Consider the following 17,594-nt stretch of genomic DNA (forward strand, 5'->3'; position numbering starts at 1 on the left):
GGCATGATGCCGGTACCGTCCGTCCCCGACGTCCCTGCCGCGGACGGCGGATGCCAGGCGAGCCGGAGGCGAGCGCGGGTCAGGGAAGGCGACGGCGGCCACCGGGCCGCCGGGCGCCGAGCCGATGTGCGGCCCCGCGTCCCCGGTGACGAGGGCCGGGACGGCACCGGCGGGCGTGCCGGCGTCCTGTGGCGGTCACTCCGGTACCGCGGCCCGCTGTACCGCGTCCTGCGGGAGCAGCAGCCGCAGGTCCTCCACCCCGGGAGCGGGCAGCGTGCTCAGGCGGCCCGCCTGACGGGTCATCATGCCCTCCAGGACCTGCCGGGCAAGCCTCGCGTTGCCGAAGGAGCGGTCCCGCGGCAGCGAGTCGAAGTACTTCCGCAGCACCTGGCCCGTACCGGGTCCGCACTCGTACCCGGCCGCGGCCGCGTGCTGCCGCACGATGGTGACCAATTCGTCCGAGGAGTAGTTGGGGAACTCCACCCGGCGGGAGAAACGGGAGGACAGGCCCGGGTTGGAAGAGAGGAAGCGCTCCATCTCCCCGGTGTAGCCGGCGACGATGACCACCACCTCGTCGCGGTGGTCCTCCATGAGCTTCAGCAGGGTGTCGACCGCCTCCCGTCCGAAGTCCGCACCGGCGCCCGGTCCCGTCGGGGTGAGGGTGTACGCCTCGTCGACGAACAGCACACCGCCCAGAGCGCGTTCGAAGACCTCCCGGGTGAGCTGCGCGGTGTGGCCGACGTACCGGCCGACGAGGTCGGCGCGGGCCACCTCGACGAGTTGTCCTCGCGGCAGCACACCCAGGGAGGCCAGCAGCCCACCGTAGAGCCGGGCCACGGTGGTCTTGCCGGTGCCCGGCGGGCCGGTGAAGACCAGATGGTGGCTGATGCGCGGCGCGGGCAGCCCCGCCGCTTCCCGCCGGCGGGCGATGGACAGCAGGTTCACGAGGTCGGTGATGTCCCGTTTGACACCGGCCATGCCCACCATGTCGCCGAGCCGGGCCAGCGGGTCGTCGTCCGGTTTCCCGGTCGCGGTCTCACCGGACACCGCACGGGCGGCCTCCTCCCCGACGTCCTCGGGCAGCAGCCGTTGCAGGTCCTGCTCGGTCATGTCCGCGAGCGCGGCCAGCCGCGACGCCTGCCGGTCCACCATCTGCTCGAACACCTGGCGCGCGGCGCGGCCGTTGCCGAAGGCGGCGTCCTTCGGCATCCGTTCGAAGTGCGCGGTGAGTGCGGCGCGGGTGGTGTCGTCCAGCATGTACTGGTGTGCGGCACACATGCTCTCCATGATCGCCACCAGTTCGGGAACCGAGTAGTTCTCGAATTCCACCGTGCGGGAGAAGCGCGAGGCCAGGCCCGGATTGGAGGCCAGGAACGCCTGCATCTCGGCGGAGTAGCCCGCGGCGACCACCACCACGTCGTCGCGGTGGTCCTCCATGAGCTTGAGCAGGGTGTCGACCGCTTCCCGTCCGAAGTCGGCGCCGGACCCGCGGCCGTCGGACAGCAGGGTGTACGCCTCGTCGATGAACAGCACACCGCCCAGGGCACGGTTGAAGGTCTCGGTGGTCTTGATGGCGGTGCCACCGATGACCTGGGCCACCAGGTCCGCCCGCGAGACCTCGACCAGATGTCCCGACCGCAGTGCACCGAGTTCGGCCAGGACGGTGCCGTACAGCCGGGCCACGGTGGTCTTGCCCGTGCCGGGCGGCCCGGCGAACACCAGGTGGCGGCCCATCGGCGGGGCGGACATACCGAGCCGGGCACGGCGCTGGGCCAGTTGCGTCAGATTGACCAGCGTCCGGACCTGCTGCTTCACATTGTCCAGGCCGATGAGGGCGTCGAGGGCGGCGAGCGGCCCGTCCTCGCGGGGGAGCCGGGTGTCGCCGGCCGCCGGGTCACCGTCCCCGGCAGGACCGGCGCCCTCCGCCTCACCGGCGCCCCAGGTGTCCTGCTTCGCGTTGCCGGTGCTCACCAGCCCCTCGACGGCGAGCCGCTGACCGGGCCGGGACCGGACGAGCCCGCCACCGCCGTTGTCCCGGGCGCTGCAGTTGACGACGGACACGGGGTCGGTGGACTCGACGCGGAAGCCGTCCTCGGCGCAGTCGCTGATCTCGCAGGTGCTGAAAGAGCCGCGGCCGCCGTCGGCGATCAGGACGCCGTGCCGGCCGCTGCCGCCCACCCGGACACGGGTGGCAGTCGTCTCCCCGCCCTGGCCGACCGCGATCCCGTGCTCCTTGGCCCCGGTGATCTCCAGATCCCGTACGGTCAGGACCGACTCGTCGCCGACCGACAGGCCGGTCTCGGCCGGCAGGCCGATGGTGCCGCCGCCGATGTAGACGTTGCCGCCGTCCTCGACCCTGACGCCGCAGCGGCCGGCCCGCTCGACGACGCAGTCCTCCAGCCGTCCCCGCCCGTCCTTCGTGATCTCCACACCGTGACCGCGCGGAGCGTCGATGCGCGCCCGGCGCAGCAGGGGGTTGGCCCCGCTCCGGACGGAGACACCGGTTCCCAGCGCGTCGACGACCTCCAGCCGGTCCAGTTCGGCCACCGACTCCTCTTCCAGCAGCACGGCGGTGTGCGCACAGTCCCGGACGGTCAGGCCGATCAGTATGGGTGACGCCAGACCGGCCACTCTGAGCGCGGGGGCCTGCGCGGCGTCCAGCCGGCAGTCCTCGAACGTGCCCCGGGCGCGGTCGGTGACCAGCAGCCCATGGCCCTTGGACCGGGTGACACGGCAACGGCGCAGCAGCGGATCGCTGCCGCCGCTGACCACGATGCCGACGCCGGTGGTGCCGGTGACCCGCACGTCGTCGAGCAGCGTGCGGGCCTGGCTCGTGAGCTGGACGCCCGTGCTGGTGTCGTGCACGACGGTGCGCAGTACCTGGGTCGTGCTGTGTCCTTCCAGCGCGATGGAGGGTTTGTCGGTCGAGGCGATGTCGCACTCCTCGACCGAGCCCTGCGCCTGCGCGTTGGCGAGCACGCCGTTGCCGCGGGCGTCGCGGATGGTGCAGCCCCGCAGCGTGATCCTGCCGTGCTCGCTGATCACCACCCCTGAGGTGCCGAGGTTCTCGATCGTGCAGGACTCGACGGAACTGCCGACGGCGGAGGTGGCCACGACTCCGGCACCGCGCGGATTGCTGACCCGGCAGTCCCGCAGGGCGAGCGAGCCGTTGCCACGGGCCAGCAGGGCGGTCCAGGCCGAGCCGGTGATCTCACAGCCCTCCAGTGCCACCTGCCCGCGCGGGGCGTCGACGACCGGCAGTTCCTCGTCACGGCCGCGCAGCACGAGGTCGCTGAGCATCGCGGCCTCCCCCTTGAGCACGATCGCACTGCCGTGCCGCGGGGCTATCTCCACCGTGCCGCGGGACTGCTCCGCCACGATGGTGACCAGCGTGGTGATCGTCAGGTTCTCCGCATAGGTACCGGGAGCCACACTGATGATGGCGCCGCTGCGCGACCTGGCCAGAGCCTCACCGATGGTCCGAAAGCCCCCCGGTCGGTCCGGGTCGACCGTGAGTACCTGGCGTGACACGCGGTTACCTCCTCTTTCTGGCACCACCGGGCCACGGGACCGGGTGCCGGGGACGGGCAGCACAATCATGCCGGGCGTCGACGTGACGATCCAACGGCGTGAGCGAAAAGGCGGGTTGGGGCGATCCCCGGCCCCGCGGGCGACGGTGCGGCGAGTTTCCCGAAGCCGGTTTTCCCGCCTGCGGGCCGCGACGCCGGACCGCCCGCGCGCCCCGGACGCCGCACCGCTCCGCGATCACCACGGGACGGCCGTCGCAGCCGCTGGCCTACGATGCCTGCCATGCGCCGTCCCCGGTCCAGGAACACGCCGTTGGCCCTTCTCGCCCTGCTGTCCGTCTCCGCGGCCGTGCTCGCGGGGGCAGCGGACGCCGCGGCGTCCGGCGGCACCGTGAAACTGCCCGTGATGCCCTCACGGCTGTCCGCCGGGACCGCGTGCACCGGCCGGTCCGCCCAGGTGGTCTCGGCGATGCCGTGGGAGCAGCAGAACCTGCAGCTCACCCGGACCTGGCAGTTCGGGAGCGGCGCCGGGGTGACCGTGGCCGTCGTCGACACGGGTGTGTCGCTGAAGGCACCGGCGCTGGCAGGGCGGGTGACCGCGGTCGGTGCCGCGGGTGAGGACTGCGTGGGCCACGGCACCTTCGTGGCCGGTCTGATAGCCGCCGCCCCCGCGCAGGGCGTCCGTTTCGCCGGCGTGGCCCGGCAGGCACGCATCCTGGCCGTACGGGGCACGGACACCCGGGGCACGGCGACCGACGCCACGGTGGCACACGGCATCCGGGCAGCGGTGGACGCGGGGGCCGCGGTCATCGAGGTGTCCCCGGCCCTGACCCGGGACTCCGCCGGGCTCAGGAGCGCCGTCTCGTACGCCGTCGGTCACGACGCCCTGATCGTGGCCGCCGCGGTCCCCGACGCCCCCGGGGACGCCACGTCCTCCGCGCCGCCTGCCGGGGACTACTGGCCCGCGGCCGACTCCCGGGTGCTGTCCGTGGTGGACGTCGACGTCGACGGCGAGCGGCAGGAAGGCGCGTACCGGCCCCGCAGCGCCGACCTCGCCGCGCCGGGTGACGGAGTGATCGGCACAGGGCCCGAGGGCAAGGGACACTTCATCGGCTCGGGCGCGTCCTTCGCCGCTGCCTACGCGGCGGGGGCGGCCGCCCTGGTGCGGTCCGCCCACCCCGGCCTCACCGCCGCGCAGACCGGACGGTGGCTGACCACCACCGCCTACCCGGCGGACGTCCCCCGGCTCGATCCGTACGCCGCCCTCACCTCGGTGACCGGCGCCCCGGCCGGCCCGGTGGCGCCGGAGCACGGCTCCGCCCCGGTGCGTCTGGCGAGGGACGAGGCCGGCGCCCGCGCGACACGACGCGCTCTGCTGCTGGCCGGCACGGGCGGCGGCGTGGTCCTGGCCGTCGTCTGGGCCGCCGCGATCGTGCCCCGGGGCCGGGCCCGCGGATGGCGCCCGCCGCGCGGCGGGGCGCCGGCGGACTGAGCCCGGCTCCGGCCCCGCTCCCGCCGCCCCGGTCCCGGACGCCGGCTCATGCTCCGTCCGGCTCCGCTCCCGGTCCTCCCTCCGCCAGGGCCGTCTGGACCAGCACGGCCTTGCGGCGGGCGATGTGCAGCGCCCGGCCCGGCGGGAGGCTGCGCGGCTTGACGCTGCCGAAGAGGTAGCCCTCCGAGGGCGGGCAGGACAGCAGCAGGGCCGGGGTGTTGGCCTCGTCGAGACGCCTGAGCAACGGGTCGTTCAGGCCCCGCCCGGCGCCGGTGGCGGACCGCGTCACCACCATGTGCAGGCCCACCTCGTGCCCCAGGGCCAGATGGTCGAAGAGCGGTTCGAAGGGGTGGGAGACGGTGTTGCCGCCGACCATGTCGTAGTCGTCCACCAGAACGAACAGCCGGGGCCCGGTCCACCAGTCCGCACGGCGCATCCGGGCCGGGGTGATGTCCGGGCCGGGGAGACGGGTACCGAGGGCACGGGCCGATCCGCTCACCAGTTCCCGCAGGGCGTCGAGCGCCACCGCGTGCCCGAGCCGGTACTCCTCCGGCACCGCCTCGACCAGGCCGCGCCGGTAGTCCACCACGAGGATACGGGCTTCGGCCGGGCTGTAGCGGGCGGTGACCGCCTCGGCGACCAGCCGCAGCAGGTTGGTCTTCCCGCTCTCGGTGTCGCCGACGCCGATCAGGTGCGGCGTGCGGCTGAAATCGTGCCAGACGGGGGACAGCGTCTCCTGGTCGAGGCCCAGCGGAACCCGCAGCCCGTCCGCCAGTTCCGGCCGTGGCAGCTGTGCGGCGGGCAGCCGGTGCGGCAGCGTCCGCACGGGGGGCGCGGCGGGACCGTCCCAGTGCCGCGCGACCTGTTCCACCAGTCCGGCGACACCGTCGGCGAGGTCGTCCGTGCCGGCGCTGCCGTCGATGCGCGGCAGCGCCGCCAGGAAGTGCAGCTTGCCGTCGGCCGTCAGGCCGCGCCCGGGGCTGCGCGGTACGGTGGCCGCCTTGCGGATGTCGATCACGGAATCCATGGCGTCCCCCAGCCGCAGTTCCAGGCGGGTGGCCACCTGGTCGCGGACCTGAGCCGGGAGTTCCACCCAGCGCGCGGTGGAGACCACCAGGTGGACGCCGTAGTTCAGGCCTCTGGCCGCGATCTGGTGGAACGCCGGTACGAGGGAGTCGAAGTCCTGGCGTACGGTGCTCCAGCCGTCCACCACCAGGAAGACGTCACCGTGCGGCTCGTCCTGGAACTCCCCGGCCGCGCGGCGCCTGCGGTACGTGGCCATCGAGTCCACGTTGCCGTCCAGGAAGAGCTGCTCCCGGTGGTCCAGCACCGCGATGACCTCGGCCACCGTGCGGTGGATCCGCTCGGTCTCGATCCGGGACGCCACACCGCCGACATGGGGCAGCCCGGCCAGCCCGGCCAGCGTGCCGCCGCCCAGGTCCAGGCAGTAGACCTGCACTTCGCGAGGAGTGTGGGTCAGGGCGAGCGCGGCGATCAGGGTGCGCAGCACCGTCGACTTGCCGCTCTGCGAACCGCCCGCGACGGCCAGGTGCCCGCCGCTGCCCGACAGATCCACCACCAAGGGGTCGCGGCGCTGTTCGAAGGGCTTGTCCACCAGCCCGACCGGTACCACGAGCCTGCCGGACCCGGGCCAGCCGACGCAGCAGAACCCCCGCCGCGGGTCCGGGGCCGGATCCGGCAGCAGCTCGTCCAGGGCGGGCGGCAGACCGAGCGGGGGCAGCCACACCCGAAGGGCCGGCGGCCCGGCGTCGCGCATCCGTTCCACGGCCACCGACAGCAGGGAGGGACCGTTCTCGTTCTCCTCCTCGGTCTCCGGGCCCGGGTCGGGCAGCTGGGCCGGCGCCCGCGGCACCACATAGCCCGTCGTCCAGGGCACGACCTGGCTGGCGACCCTGGCCCGTGCCGCCGCGCCCCGGCGCTGCCGGTACGTCCCGGAGACGTAGGCCGCCCGGAACCGGGTCAGCGCGTCCACCCCGCTCTTCAGGAAACCGGAGCCCGGCTGCGACGGCAGCTGGTAGGCGTCCGACACCCCCAGCACCCCGCGGCTCTCCATGGCCGAGAAGGTGCGCAGACCGATGCGATACGACAGGTGGCTCTCCAACTGGTGCATGCGCCCCTCGTCCAGGCGCTGCGAGGCGAGCAGCAGATGCACCCCCAGGGAGCGGCCCAGTCGGCCGATCATCACGAAGAGATCCATGAACTCCCGGTGCGCAGCGAGTAGTTCGCTGAACTCGTCGACCACGATGAACAGGCTCGGCAGCGGTTCCAGCGGTGTCCCCGCGGCGCGCGCCTTCTCGTACTCCAGCGCCGAGGTGTAGTTGCCGGCCGCCCGCAGCAGTTCCTGGCGGCGTATCAGTTCACCGTGCAGCGCGTCCTGCATCCGCTCGACAAGGGCCGTCTCGTCCGCCAGGTTGGTGATCACCGCGGAGGTGTGCGGCAGTTCGTCCAGGCCCAGGAAGGTGGCACCGCCCTTGAAGTCCACCAGGACGAAGTTGAGGGTCTGTGAGGAGTTGGTCAGCGCCAGACCCAGCACCAGGGTGCGCAGCAGTTCGCTCTTGCCCGAGCCGGTAGCACCGATCAGTATGCCGTGCGGTCCCATGCCGCCCTGCGCCGCCTCCTTGATGTCGAGCTCCACGGGGACCCCGTCGGCGCCCACCGCGACCGGAACCCGCAGCCGGCCCGCGCCGGCGCTCTGCCGCCACAGGGCGGCCGGCTCGTGCCGGTACAGGTCGGGAATGCCCAGCAGAGTCGTCAACTGGACGTCGGTGGAAAGCGGTTCGGCGGCGTCGGCGGTCAGGCTCATGCGGTACGGAGCGATCATCCTGGCCAGTGCCTCGGCGCCGGCCGGACCGACCGCGTCCGGGCGTCCCAGCAGGGTCGACTGCTCCTTGCGGCTCCGGTCGGTCCGCACCAGGCGAACCCCGTCCGGCTGCACGTCCAGGCGCAGCGTGACGCGCCCGGGGCGCCACCGAAGGGTGTCCGAGAGATCGAGGACGACCACGTTGCGGTACCCCTGACCGTCGAGCCGGTGTCCGGCCGGGATCTGGACCCCGTCCACCACGAGCACGGTGAACGGCTCGTCCCGGCCGGGCAGGGCCTCGGGATCGAACGCCGGACGCTCGGTGAACTCCGGACCCAGCAGGTCCTCCATGCCGTTGAAGACCGACGCCACCATCCGGGCCGGTCCGGCACCGTCCTGCTCGTGCGGATGCAGGTTGTGCGGCAGCCACTTGATCCACTCCCATTCGCCCCGGCGCCCGTCGCTGACGCACAGCGCGATCCGCAGCTCCTCCGGTGCGTGGAAGAGAGCCAGTTGGCACAGGGCGGCACGCACCATGTTCCGTACCGCCGGCTCGTCGCCGCGCAGCAGCACCCGGCTCCAGGAGCGCAGGTACAGCGCGATCGGCTGATCAGGCACCGTGCTGTAGGCCCGTACGAAACGCCGCAGCGCGTGCGCGGATATCGGGTCGAGGTCCTCCACGGGTTTCGTGGACAGCGGGGACAGCCGCAGTGCCAGTTGCTGGTCGCCGACCGCTATCCGCACCTCGGCGAAGTCGTCGTCCTTGGGACGGCGCTCCCACAGCCGGGTCGTGCGCACCAGCGAACGCATCGTCACCGGCGAGGGATGGCGCCAGGCCAGCGCCAACTGCTGGTCGATCACCGCCCGCCTGACACGCCGCCGGGTCTGGGAAAGGTAGCGCAGGTAGTCCCGGCGCTCACCGCGAAGGCGCTGCTTGCGATCGCTGCTCCTGCGCATCACCTGGCCGATCATCATGGCTCCCGAGGCCATGACCATCATGCCGAGAGCGACGTAGGTGAGGACGCCGCCGGTCCCGCCGGGCCGGATGAACACCAGCATCATGGAGGCGGACATCATCGCCATGGGGAGATACGTCCACACCGCGGAGTTGTCCGGGACCGTCTCCGGGAGGGTCGGTGGCTCCTGGAGGCTCAGCTCGCCCTCGGGCATGTCCGGGCCGCGTCGGCGGGCAGGGCGGCGGAAGAGCACGACACTCAAGAAGGGGCTCCTTAACGGTGGCGCCGGGCACGCGGGCCGGGCACACGGGACGGGGCCGAGAGCGAAAGGATCTCCGGGGCAACGCCGTACCCAGAGCCTCTGTAGTCTGCATCTGATCAATACCCAGAGCCAAGTTGAGCGATGACATTCCTGGGAAGCGTGGTCCTTTCGCGATGACTGACAGTTCGGTGGCCGGACTCTGCCACCTCACCGTGCGTGCCCCCGCCAAGACCATCGACCTGGCTGTCCCAGCCGACGTGCCGGTCACCGACCTCCTGCCGACCGTGCTGCGTTACTCGGGCGAGAGCCTGGAGGAGAACGGTCTCGACCACGGCGGCTGGGTGCTGCAACGGCTGGGCGACCGCCCGCTGGACGAGGAGAACACCCTGGCGGGGCTGGACCTGAAGGACGGTGAGGTCCTCTATCTGCGGCCGCACGCCGACGCCCTGCCCGAGGTCCGGCTCGACGACCTGGTGGACGGGATGGCCGAGGTCACCCGTGAGCGGTTGCACGGCTGGAGCCCCGCGGCCGGCCGCCGCCTGCTGCGCGGCATGACGGTGGTCGCGGTGCTGGCCGCCCTGGGCATGCTCGCCTGGCCGGGCGGCCCTGTCCCGGCCCGTGCCGTGACGGCGGGCGTCACCGGACTGCTGCTGCTGGCCGGGGCCGCCTCGGCCGGCCGGGCGGTCGGTGACACCGCGGCCGGGGCGACACTCGGCCTCCTGGCCGCGCCGTCCCTCGCCCTGGCCGGCTGGCTGCTGCCCGGCGGCGCCCTGTCCGGCCCGGACGTCCACCATGTGCTCGGCGCCCGACTGCTGGCCGCCGGTGCGGCCGGCGCGGGCGCGGCGGTGCTGGCGGTGGCGGCGACGGCGGCGTACACCCCGCTCTTCGTCGCCACCGCCCTGGTGGCGGCCGCCACCGCCGCGGCCGGGGCGCTCATGAGCCTGCTGGACGTGACCCTGGACGGCTCCGCCGCCGTGGTCACCACGGTGGTCGTCGTCATCGGTGGCTTCGTGCCCGTGCTCTCTTTCCGGCTCGCCGGCCTGCGGATGCCGCCGCTGCCCACCAGCCCGCAGCAGCTGCAGGAGGGCATCGATCCCTACGACGGCCGGGACGTCGCCGTCCGTACCGAACTGGCCGGCGGGTGGATGACCGCCCTGTACACCGCGACCGGCCTCGTCTCCGCCGGCTGCCTGCTCGCCCTGGTCCGGCAGCCCGCTCTTCCCGAGGCGCTCACCGCGGGGGTGCTGTCGGCGCTCCTGCTGCTGCACGGACGAGGCATGGTCAACGTCCGGCAGCGTCTGGCTCTGGTGGTGCCGGGCGTGTGGGGCGTGCTCCTGCTGGTCCTGCGCCGCGCGGCGGCGCTCGCCCCGGCCGACCGTCCGGCGCTGGCCGCAGGGCTGCTGGCGCTGGCCGCAGGGCTGGCCGTGGCCTCCTGGACGGTCCCGGGCCGCCGTATGCTGCCCTACTGGGGCCGTGCCGCCGAGTTGCTGCACTCACTCCTGGCGATCGCGCTGCTGCCGCTGACGCTGTGGGTGCTCGGCGTCTTCGGCGCCCTCCGGGCGATCAACGGCTGACCATCGGCTGACCACAGGCCTGTCCACGAGCGGTCAGGCGAGAACCGGGAGACACCCGATCCCATGCAGTCCAAACGCGACCAGGTCCAGGCCCACACCTTTGTCATGGGCAGACTCACCTCCGGCATGCTGCTGGCCGACCCGGACTCCCCGGAGAGCCCCCTGAGCCGCACCACCCGTGGCACGTTCATCGGCCTCGTCGTGTGTGTTCTGGTCTCGGCGGGCGCGCTGGTGTACGGGCTGGTCTCGCCCGGCGGCAACACCTCCTGGCGGACCTCGGACAGTCTGATCGTCAACCGGCAGACCGGAGCCCGCTATCTGTACATCGACGGCCGTCTGAGGCCGGTCCGCAACTACGCCTCGGCCCTGCTGATCGGCGCGGGTGAGCTGACGACCACCGATGTCCGCACCGCCTCGCTGCGCGGCACGCCCGTCGGGGCGCCGGTGGGTATCTCCGGTGCCCCGGACTCCGTTCCGGCGGCGGACGACCTGGACGGCGGTCCCTGGCAGGTCTGCTCCACCGCCGCCTCCGCGACCGGGGCGACCACCCTCGTCGCGGGTGCCCCCGTGGAGGGCCGGGCGGTGGCGGCCGGCCAGGCACTCGTCGTGGCAGGTCCGGACAGGGCGACGTACCTGGTCTGGCAGGGCAGCAGGCTCAGGCTGGACGAGGACTCCGGCGCGGCCGAGTCCCTCGGCTACGGCTCCGTGACACCGCGTCCGGTGTCCGCGGCCTTCCTGGACGCCCTGGTGTCCGGCCCGGACCTGGCCTCGCCCGAGGTGCCCGGCCGGGGTGCCGCCGGACCGTCGATGGACGGCCGGAGGAGCACGATCGGGCAGGTCTTCCTGGTGCAGGTGCCGGGCTCGGACCGGCAGTACTACCTGCTGCGCAAGGAGGGCCTGGTGCCGCTCACCGCCACCGGCGCCGCACTGGTGCTGGGCGATCCGGCCACCCGGAAGAAGGCGTACGGTGGCGCGGCACCCACGGCCGGGGCGCTCGGCGCCGACGTCCTCAGGGACCGTCTGGCCCCCGGGCGCGAGGGCCGGTCCACGGCCTCTGCCGGGCTGCCGGACGTCCCGCCGCGAGCGGTCGTGGTGCCGGACGGGACGGCCGCCTGCGCGCGTGTGCAGCCCGGCGACGGGTTCACCCGCGTCACCACGGTGCTGGTCCCGCGGAGTTCTCTCGCCCCGGTCACCCAGGCGGCGTCCGGGGAGTCGTCTACGGCGTGTGTGCCGGTGGACGCCGTCGTGGTCCGGCCGGGTCACGGCGCGCTGGTGCGGGTGCTCGGCGCGGGCGGGGCGAGGGTGGGCGCCACCACGTACTTCGTGGCCGACGACGGCGTGAAGTACCGGGTGCCGTCCGCGGCGGCGCTGAAGGCACTGGGGTACACGGAGGCCGATGCGGTGGCGCTGCCCTCGCCGCTGCTGTCCATGCTCGCGTCGGGGCCGGACCTCGACCCGGACGCCGCCGCCGGTGACGCGTCGGTCTCGGTCACGCCTCCGGGCTGCGGGAACGGCGGCGGGCGAGCCTCCGCGGGCGCCTCGCCCGGAGCCGGACCGGGCCTGGCGCAGGGCGTGGGGCCGGATGGTCAGGACAAACGTACAAATAGCGGTGCGCAGTGAGGGCGGGCAGGTCAGGTCACACCCAAGAGAGCTTTCCCGTAAGGGAGTTCATGCGTACGATCCGGATCAAGGGTTTCACGAGCGACTCACCCGGCAATGGATGGCAGGCCCATGACAGGGGATGGACAACTGTCGAAGAGCAGTCCCCGGCGGCGGTGTCCACCTCCCGGAGCCGGCCCTGAACGGCGTCTCGAAGCGCCGTCAGGTCCTTGAACACCTCTTCTGTGTGCCGAAGTTCGCGTACCGGTAGCTGAAATTCACCTTAACTGAGAGCGCTCTCACGGGAGTTGTGGCTATTCTCGTGCCGGTTCTCCATGTGAGTCATAGACCAAGGAGCGGGCCCATGGCAGGCGGCGGACAGCAGTCAAGCGAAGTATCGACGCGCAACGGTGTCCAGGCGCTGGAGATGGCCTTCAGCGGCATCCTCAAGTGCAGGCAGGACGTGGACGCCACCCGTGCGCACCTGGCGACCGGTTACCAGGGCACCGACGGGAATGCGTTCGGGCAGCTGCTGGAGGCATGGGACCACCAGGCCAACGTCATCCTCAAGAACCTCGAGGAGATGGTCGACGCCCTCAACCGCAGCCTGGCGGAGCACAACAAGACCCAGGGGTCGGCCAGCGACTCCATCAACCAGGCGTACGGCCAGGCCCAGGCGGCGTTCGACCAGCTGGCCGGCTGACCGGCTCCCGCCGCCCCACGACGCGAGAAGAGGTCTTCCGATGTCCGAGAACCTGACCGACGGCTACATCTACGTCGACTACAACCACATGGACAACGCCGCCGACGACATGGTCACGCAGACCAAGGCGATCGCCGCCACCCTGGCGAACCTGGAGGCGGAACTCGCCGAGCTCAAGAAGACGTGGTACGGCTCCGACGCCGACGTCTACCGGCAGAAGCAGCAGGCCTGGGACCAGGCGGTCGGCAACATGGAGCGGCTGCTCAGTTCGCACGCCGGCCTGCTCAACGACATCCACGGCAGCTACAGGTACAGCGAGAACTCGTTGTCCCAGATGTGGTCCGACGTCAGCATCGGCCGCTGAGCGGCCGACCGGTCCCCTTCGCTTCGCCGAGCGCCGTCCGGCTCCGCCGGACGGCGCACTCGCAGACCAGGAGCCAGACGGTGACAGACCTGACCCATCTCGACGCCAAGACTCTGAAGGCGTTCGTCGACCACGACGTCGCCGATTTCATCCAGGACGCGAAGGACATCCGCAAGGACACGAAGGGCGGCAGTGTGCCGGCGCTGCGGACCTTGGTCAGCGACTCCCTGACCGGACACTCCGGGGAAGACCCCTTCCTCGCCGTCGGCCTGCTGAAGAACCTCAAGGCCGGGTTGCCCAAACAGGTCGCCGCCTGCGCCACGAGCATCGACAACACCCTGAAGGCGCAGATCACCCTGGGCACCGACATCCAGGACGTGCTGGGGGTGACCATCACGACGCTGCTCGACACCCAGGACGGCAGCCTGGTCTCCATCGACGGCCAGAAGCTGATCGATCTCGTGGCGCCCCTCGACGACGACCTGAGCGGTGGCAGTACGTCCGAGTCGGGCGGCTCGACCCAGTAGCGGCCCCGCCCGGCAGGCGGGTACGAGTCCTTCCGCCGCCTTCTTTTCTCCTGCCCCTCTCATCCAGGAGCGCACCATTGTGGCTGACAGCCAGGCCGACGCCGACGACGCCTGGGCACAGGCGGTGTACCAGTTCACCGGATACCCGATGCCCAGCAGGAAGACCCTTTTCGACACGCTCAAGAGCTCCGACGGCATTCCGCTCTTCCGCGTGAAGCTCGAGACCATCGACGTCAGGGCGATCGACCTCCGGGACTACGACGCCATCAGCAACGGTGTGGTGAGCGACCAGGAGTACAGCTTCGTCTTCTACACGGCCGGCAGCGGGCAGGGCGTCAGCGGCGGCGTGACGATGCACCGGGCGACGATCACGCTCATCGGTCTTCCGGACAGCTCGAACCACGGGGCCACCGGGACGGACGAGGACGGCACGCAGTGGGACGGCACGCCGCTGGCCCAGTACATCTACGGTGGCAGAGCGGCGCTCGACGCGCTGTTCGACGACTACAGCACGCGCGGTTTCCACTCGGACGGTCTGAGTGTGGCGGACGCCGATGCCGTCGATCTCGTCTCGTTCAAGCGTACGGCCCAGGCGTTCGACCGGACGAAGAAATTCTTCGAGGACGAGAGCGGCAGGCTGGAACAGTGGGTGAAGTCGCTGGGCGACGAGCAGGCGTCGTGGAAGGGGCAGGCGGCCGAGGTCTTCCGTGACCTCATTGTCAAGATCAACAAAAACTACGAGAGCTACGTGGAGCAGTGCGGCGGCAAGAACTACCAGGCCGGCCACACCATGATCGACGGCTACTCACCGACGTCCACCTTCGGTGACGCTCTCGCCAAGGCCCAGCGGAACCTCCGCAAGAGGACCGGAGAACTCCGCTACGGGTGGAACCGCTTCTTCCAGTACCAGGCGGCCAACCACCCGCACGGCGCACTCCTGCTGAAACTGCAGGAGGTGTACCGGTGGACGTTCACCCACAACATCACGCAGATCAAGGCAGGCACCAAGACAACCTGGACCTCGACCGGCAGTGCTCCCACGAGCAGCGAGGAGCGCAGCTACTGGAGCACCGAGAGCTTCTCGCAGATCCATCCCACCTACGGAGACCTCTCGGACATCGGGACCTGGAAGAACATCGGCGTGAGCGCCGTGGACCAGTGGAACGGCGACGTCGACGCAGACCTCGAGGGCTGGGGGGACAAGGCACTCAAGGGCCTCGAGAGCGAATGGTGGGACGTCGCGGAGATCTTCGAACAGCCACCGGAGATCAGGGACACCACCACCCTCTCCGAGGACTGGCAGGAGGAGGAGGCGGAACGCAGTCAGGAGGAGGCGGAACAGAGCCAGCAGGACATGGAGGCCGCACTCGAAGGACTGGGAGACGGCCTCGACGGCCTGAGCAGCGGGCTGGACGAGAGCCTGGCGGGCCTGGGGCAGGGGCTGGGCGACAGCTTCGCCGACCTGAACCAGGGACTCGGTGACCTCGGTCAGGGGCTGGGGAACAGCTTCACCGACCTGAACCAGGGACTCGGTGACCTGGGTCAGGGGCTGGGGGACAACTTCTCCGACCTGGGCCAGGGGCTGGGCGAGAGCTTCCAGGCCCTCAACAGCGGCCTGGGTGACCTGGGTGACGGGTCGACGACGGTGGACACCGGCTCCGGCCCGGGCGACGGTACCGTCACCGACGTCAGTGACCTGAACACCGGCACGGACGGCACCGCGAGCCTGACGAACCCCGACGGCAGCATCACCACGCTCAATCCCGACGGGTCGCTGACCACCACCTACCCGGACGGCAGCCTGAGCGTGTTCGATCCGCTCACCGGTGCCCTGACCACGACCTCCCCCGGCGGGACGACGAGCAGCCGGAAGCTCGCCCCGGGAGAGACGGTCACCGACGAGGACGGCGCCACCACGACCCTCAACCCGGACGGGACGCTCACCACGACGTACCCGGACGGGAGCAGCACGGTGGTCGATCCGTCGACCGGGAGCACGGTCACCACGCAACCCGACGGCACGGTCACCACCGACCGGCTCGACCCGACGACGAGCACCGCTCCGACGGACACCACGACAGGCGGCGGGAGCCTCAACGGCCCGGGGCTGTCGTACACCAATTCCGACGGCAGCACCACGACCCTGAACCCCGACGGAACGGTCACCACGACCTACCCGGACGGCACCAGAACGACCCTGGATCCTGACGGCACGATCACCACGACCCAGCCCGACGGCACCGTCACCACCACCCGGCCCGACACCACGACGAACGGTCCCACCACCTCTCCCGACCGCGGTGGCGTCCCCTCCTCCTCCCCGTCCGGCCTCTCGGGCCTCTCCTCCTCCCCCTCCGGGTCCCTTGGGTCCTCCGGCTCAGCCGGTGGTTCGGCCGGCGGCGACGGAACCTCGTACGAGGAGTACGACAGCACCCCGTACAACGGCGGCTCGCTCGGCGCACCGGTCACCGACACGGCCGGCTCCACGGCCGGCGCGCAGGACTCCGGGGGCGTGTCGCTCAACCCCGCGGCAGCGATGAACGGCATGGGGGCCATGGGCGGGATGGGTGGTATGGGCGGCATGGGCGGAAGCGGCGGGGGTCAGTCGAACAACGAGCGGGTCCGTACGGTGCTGAGCGAGAGCGACGGCGCCGCCCTGCGCAGGTCGCGGTCACGGTCACGTGCCGCCTCGGCGGAGGACGAGGAGGAAGAGGACGTGATCCTCACCCGGGGCGGAGTGCCCACCACCGGGTCCTCGTCCTACCTGCCCGTGGGCGGCCAGGGAACCCAGGCCGGCCGCTCCACGGAGAGCGGCGACCGTGAGCGCTCCAGCTGGCTGCCGGAGGACGACGACGTATGGGGCACGGACGAAGGAGGATCCCCGGCGGTGATCGGACGGTGAGCGGCGGCAACGGCAAGGAGACCGGGGCAGCCGGGCCCGAGGGGACGGTGGACCCGCTGGAGTCGGTGGGGCGGAGGCTGGCCGACGCGATGACCGAGCTGGAGACGGTCCAGGCCGCGGTGGCCCGGGCCGAGACGGAACTGCGGCGCGCCTCGGTCACCGTACGGTCCAGGGACCGGGCCGTGGAGGTGACCGTCGGTCACCAGGGCGAGCTGGCCGCACTCAGGTTCCTGGACGGCAGATACCGCACCATGGCGGCCGGCGAGCTCGCCGCCAGCGTGCTGGAGGCGGCGGAGCGCGCCCGGATGCGGATGTCGCGCCGCGTGATGGAGACGTTCGAGCCCTTCACCCGCCCGAGCGCCGCGGTACCCGAGCTGACGGGGGTGGACATCGACTGGGCCGAGGTCTTCGGCCCCGCCGTCCTGGAGGACCGGCAGGTCCCGCCGGACCACAGCACCCGCAACCGGCTGCATGACGAGATCAACGAGGACACCGAGGACGAGGACCGCCATGTCTGACGCCGACACCTACACCGCCGATCCGGCCCGGGTCCACGCCAGCGCCCAGCAGATCGACCGGATCAGCGCCGCATCCCAGAAACTGCTGCTGAACTTCGTCAGCGGCGTCGCCGTCACACGTGGCTGGGAAGGTGTCGACGACACTTTCGCCAAGTCGACTCGCCCCATCGAGACACGGGAGCGCACGACGACGACGGAGACCACGCGGGCGCTGGGCAAGGCGATCATGGCCATCGCCAAGGGCACCACCGACAACGCGGTGAACATCCTGACCACGCAGGCCACGAACCTGGACGCGATCCAGCAGTCGGTGACGGCCGACGGCGGCACCAGCGGCAGGCACTGACAC

At 71.7% G+C, this 17,594-nt stretch carries 11 protein-coding genes; 9 read left to right on the top strand and 2 right to left on the bottom strand.

Translation table 11 applies throughout. From position 1 onward, the window contains the following. Positions 1-195: 195 nt before the first annotated feature. On the bottom strand, positions 196-3,531 hold the full coding sequence (locus ABZ862_RS14525) for a right-handed parallel beta-helix repeat-containing protein (RefSeq protein WP_360957063.1): 3,336 nt from the start codon (positions 3,529-3,531) through the stop codon (positions 196-198). 279 nt (positions 3,532-3,810) lie between these two features. On the opposite strand from ABZ862_RS14525, the gene ABZ862_RS14530 reads away from it, so the two are divergent. After that, positions 3,811-5,019 carry a S8 family serine peptidase gene (locus ABZ862_RS14530; protein WP_360957066.1) on the top strand — a complete coding sequence of 403 codons (1,209 nt, stop codon included), beginning with the start codon at positions 3,811-3,813 and terminating at the stop codon, positions 5,017-5,019. 46 nt (positions 5,020-5,065) lie between these two features. Here ABZ862_RS14530 and eccCa read toward each other — a convergent pair whose 3' ends face one another. Next, positions 5,066-9,010 (bottom strand): type VII secretion protein EccCa, encoded by a 3,945-nt coding sequence (gene eccCa, locus ABZ862_RS14535; protein ID WP_360957365.1) that lies wholly within the window; start codon positions 9,008-9,010, stop codon positions 5,066-5,068. 221 nt (positions 9,011-9,231) lie between these two features. Here eccCa and eccD point away from each other — a divergent pair, with 221 nt between their 5' ends. The 8 genes from eccD (at position 9,232) to ABZ862_RS14575 (ending at position 17,591) form a co-directional block, all read left to right on the top strand. Next, the gene (gene eccD / locus ABZ862_RS14540; protein ID WP_360957069.1) at positions 9,232-10,632 is read left to right on the top strand and encodes a type VII secretion integral membrane protein EccD; all 1,401 of its coding nucleotides are present in this window, start codon (positions 9,232-9,234) and stop codon (positions 10,630-10,632) included. Between the two features lie 63 nt (positions 10,633-10,695). After that, positions 10,696-12,252 (top strand): type VII secretion protein EccB, encoded by a 1,557-nt coding sequence (gene eccB / locus ABZ862_RS14545; RefSeq protein WP_360957071.1) that lies wholly within the window; start codon positions 10,696-10,698, stop codon positions 12,250-12,252. Between the two features lie 343 nt (positions 12,253-12,595). Continuing rightward, positions 12,596-12,934, top strand: coding sequence for a hypothetical protein (locus ABZ862_RS14550; RefSeq protein WP_360957074.1), 339 nt, complete (start codon positions 12,596-12,598; stop codon positions 12,932-12,934). A 40-nt stretch (positions 12,935-12,974) separates the two neighbouring features. Beyond that, positions 12,975-13,298, top strand: a complete 324-nt coding sequence (locus ABZ862_RS14555; protein ID WP_360957077.1) for a WXG100 family type VII secretion target — start codon at positions 12,975-12,977, stop codon at positions 13,296-13,298. An 80-nt stretch (positions 13,299-13,378) separates the two neighbouring features. Next, positions 13,379-13,825 carry a type VII secretion system-associated protein gene (locus ABZ862_RS14560; protein WP_360957080.1) on the top strand — a complete coding sequence of 149 codons (447 nt, stop codon included), beginning with the start codon at positions 13,379-13,381 and terminating at the stop codon, positions 13,823-13,825. Positions 13,826-13,904: 79 nt separating this feature from the next. Next, positions 13,905-16,727 carry an AAWKG family protein gene (locus ABZ862_RS14565; RefSeq protein ID WP_360957082.1) on the top strand — a complete coding sequence of 941 codons (2,823 nt, stop codon included), beginning with the start codon at positions 13,905-13,907 and terminating at the stop codon, positions 16,725-16,727. Between the two features lie 89 nt (positions 16,728-16,816). Beyond that, the gene (locus ABZ862_RS14570; protein WP_360957367.1) at positions 16,817-17,245 is read left to right on the top strand and encodes a YbaB/EbfC family nucleoid-associated protein; all 429 of its coding nucleotides are present in this window, start codon (positions 16,817-16,819) and stop codon (positions 17,243-17,245) included. Next, on the top strand, positions 17,238-17,591 hold the full coding sequence (locus tag ABZ862_RS14575; RefSeq protein WP_360957085.1) for a hypothetical protein: 354 nt from the start codon (positions 17,238-17,240) through the stop codon (positions 17,589-17,591). The genes ABZ862_RS14570 and ABZ862_RS14575 overlap by 8 nt, the downstream gene beginning before the upstream one ends. Positions 17,592-17,594: the final 3 nt, after the last annotated feature.

Origin of the sequence: Streptomyces sp. NPDC047000 (genome assembly GCF_040644295.1) — a bacterium.
Lineage (GTDB): Bacteria > Actinomycetota > Actinomycetes > Streptomycetales > Streptomycetaceae > Streptomyces.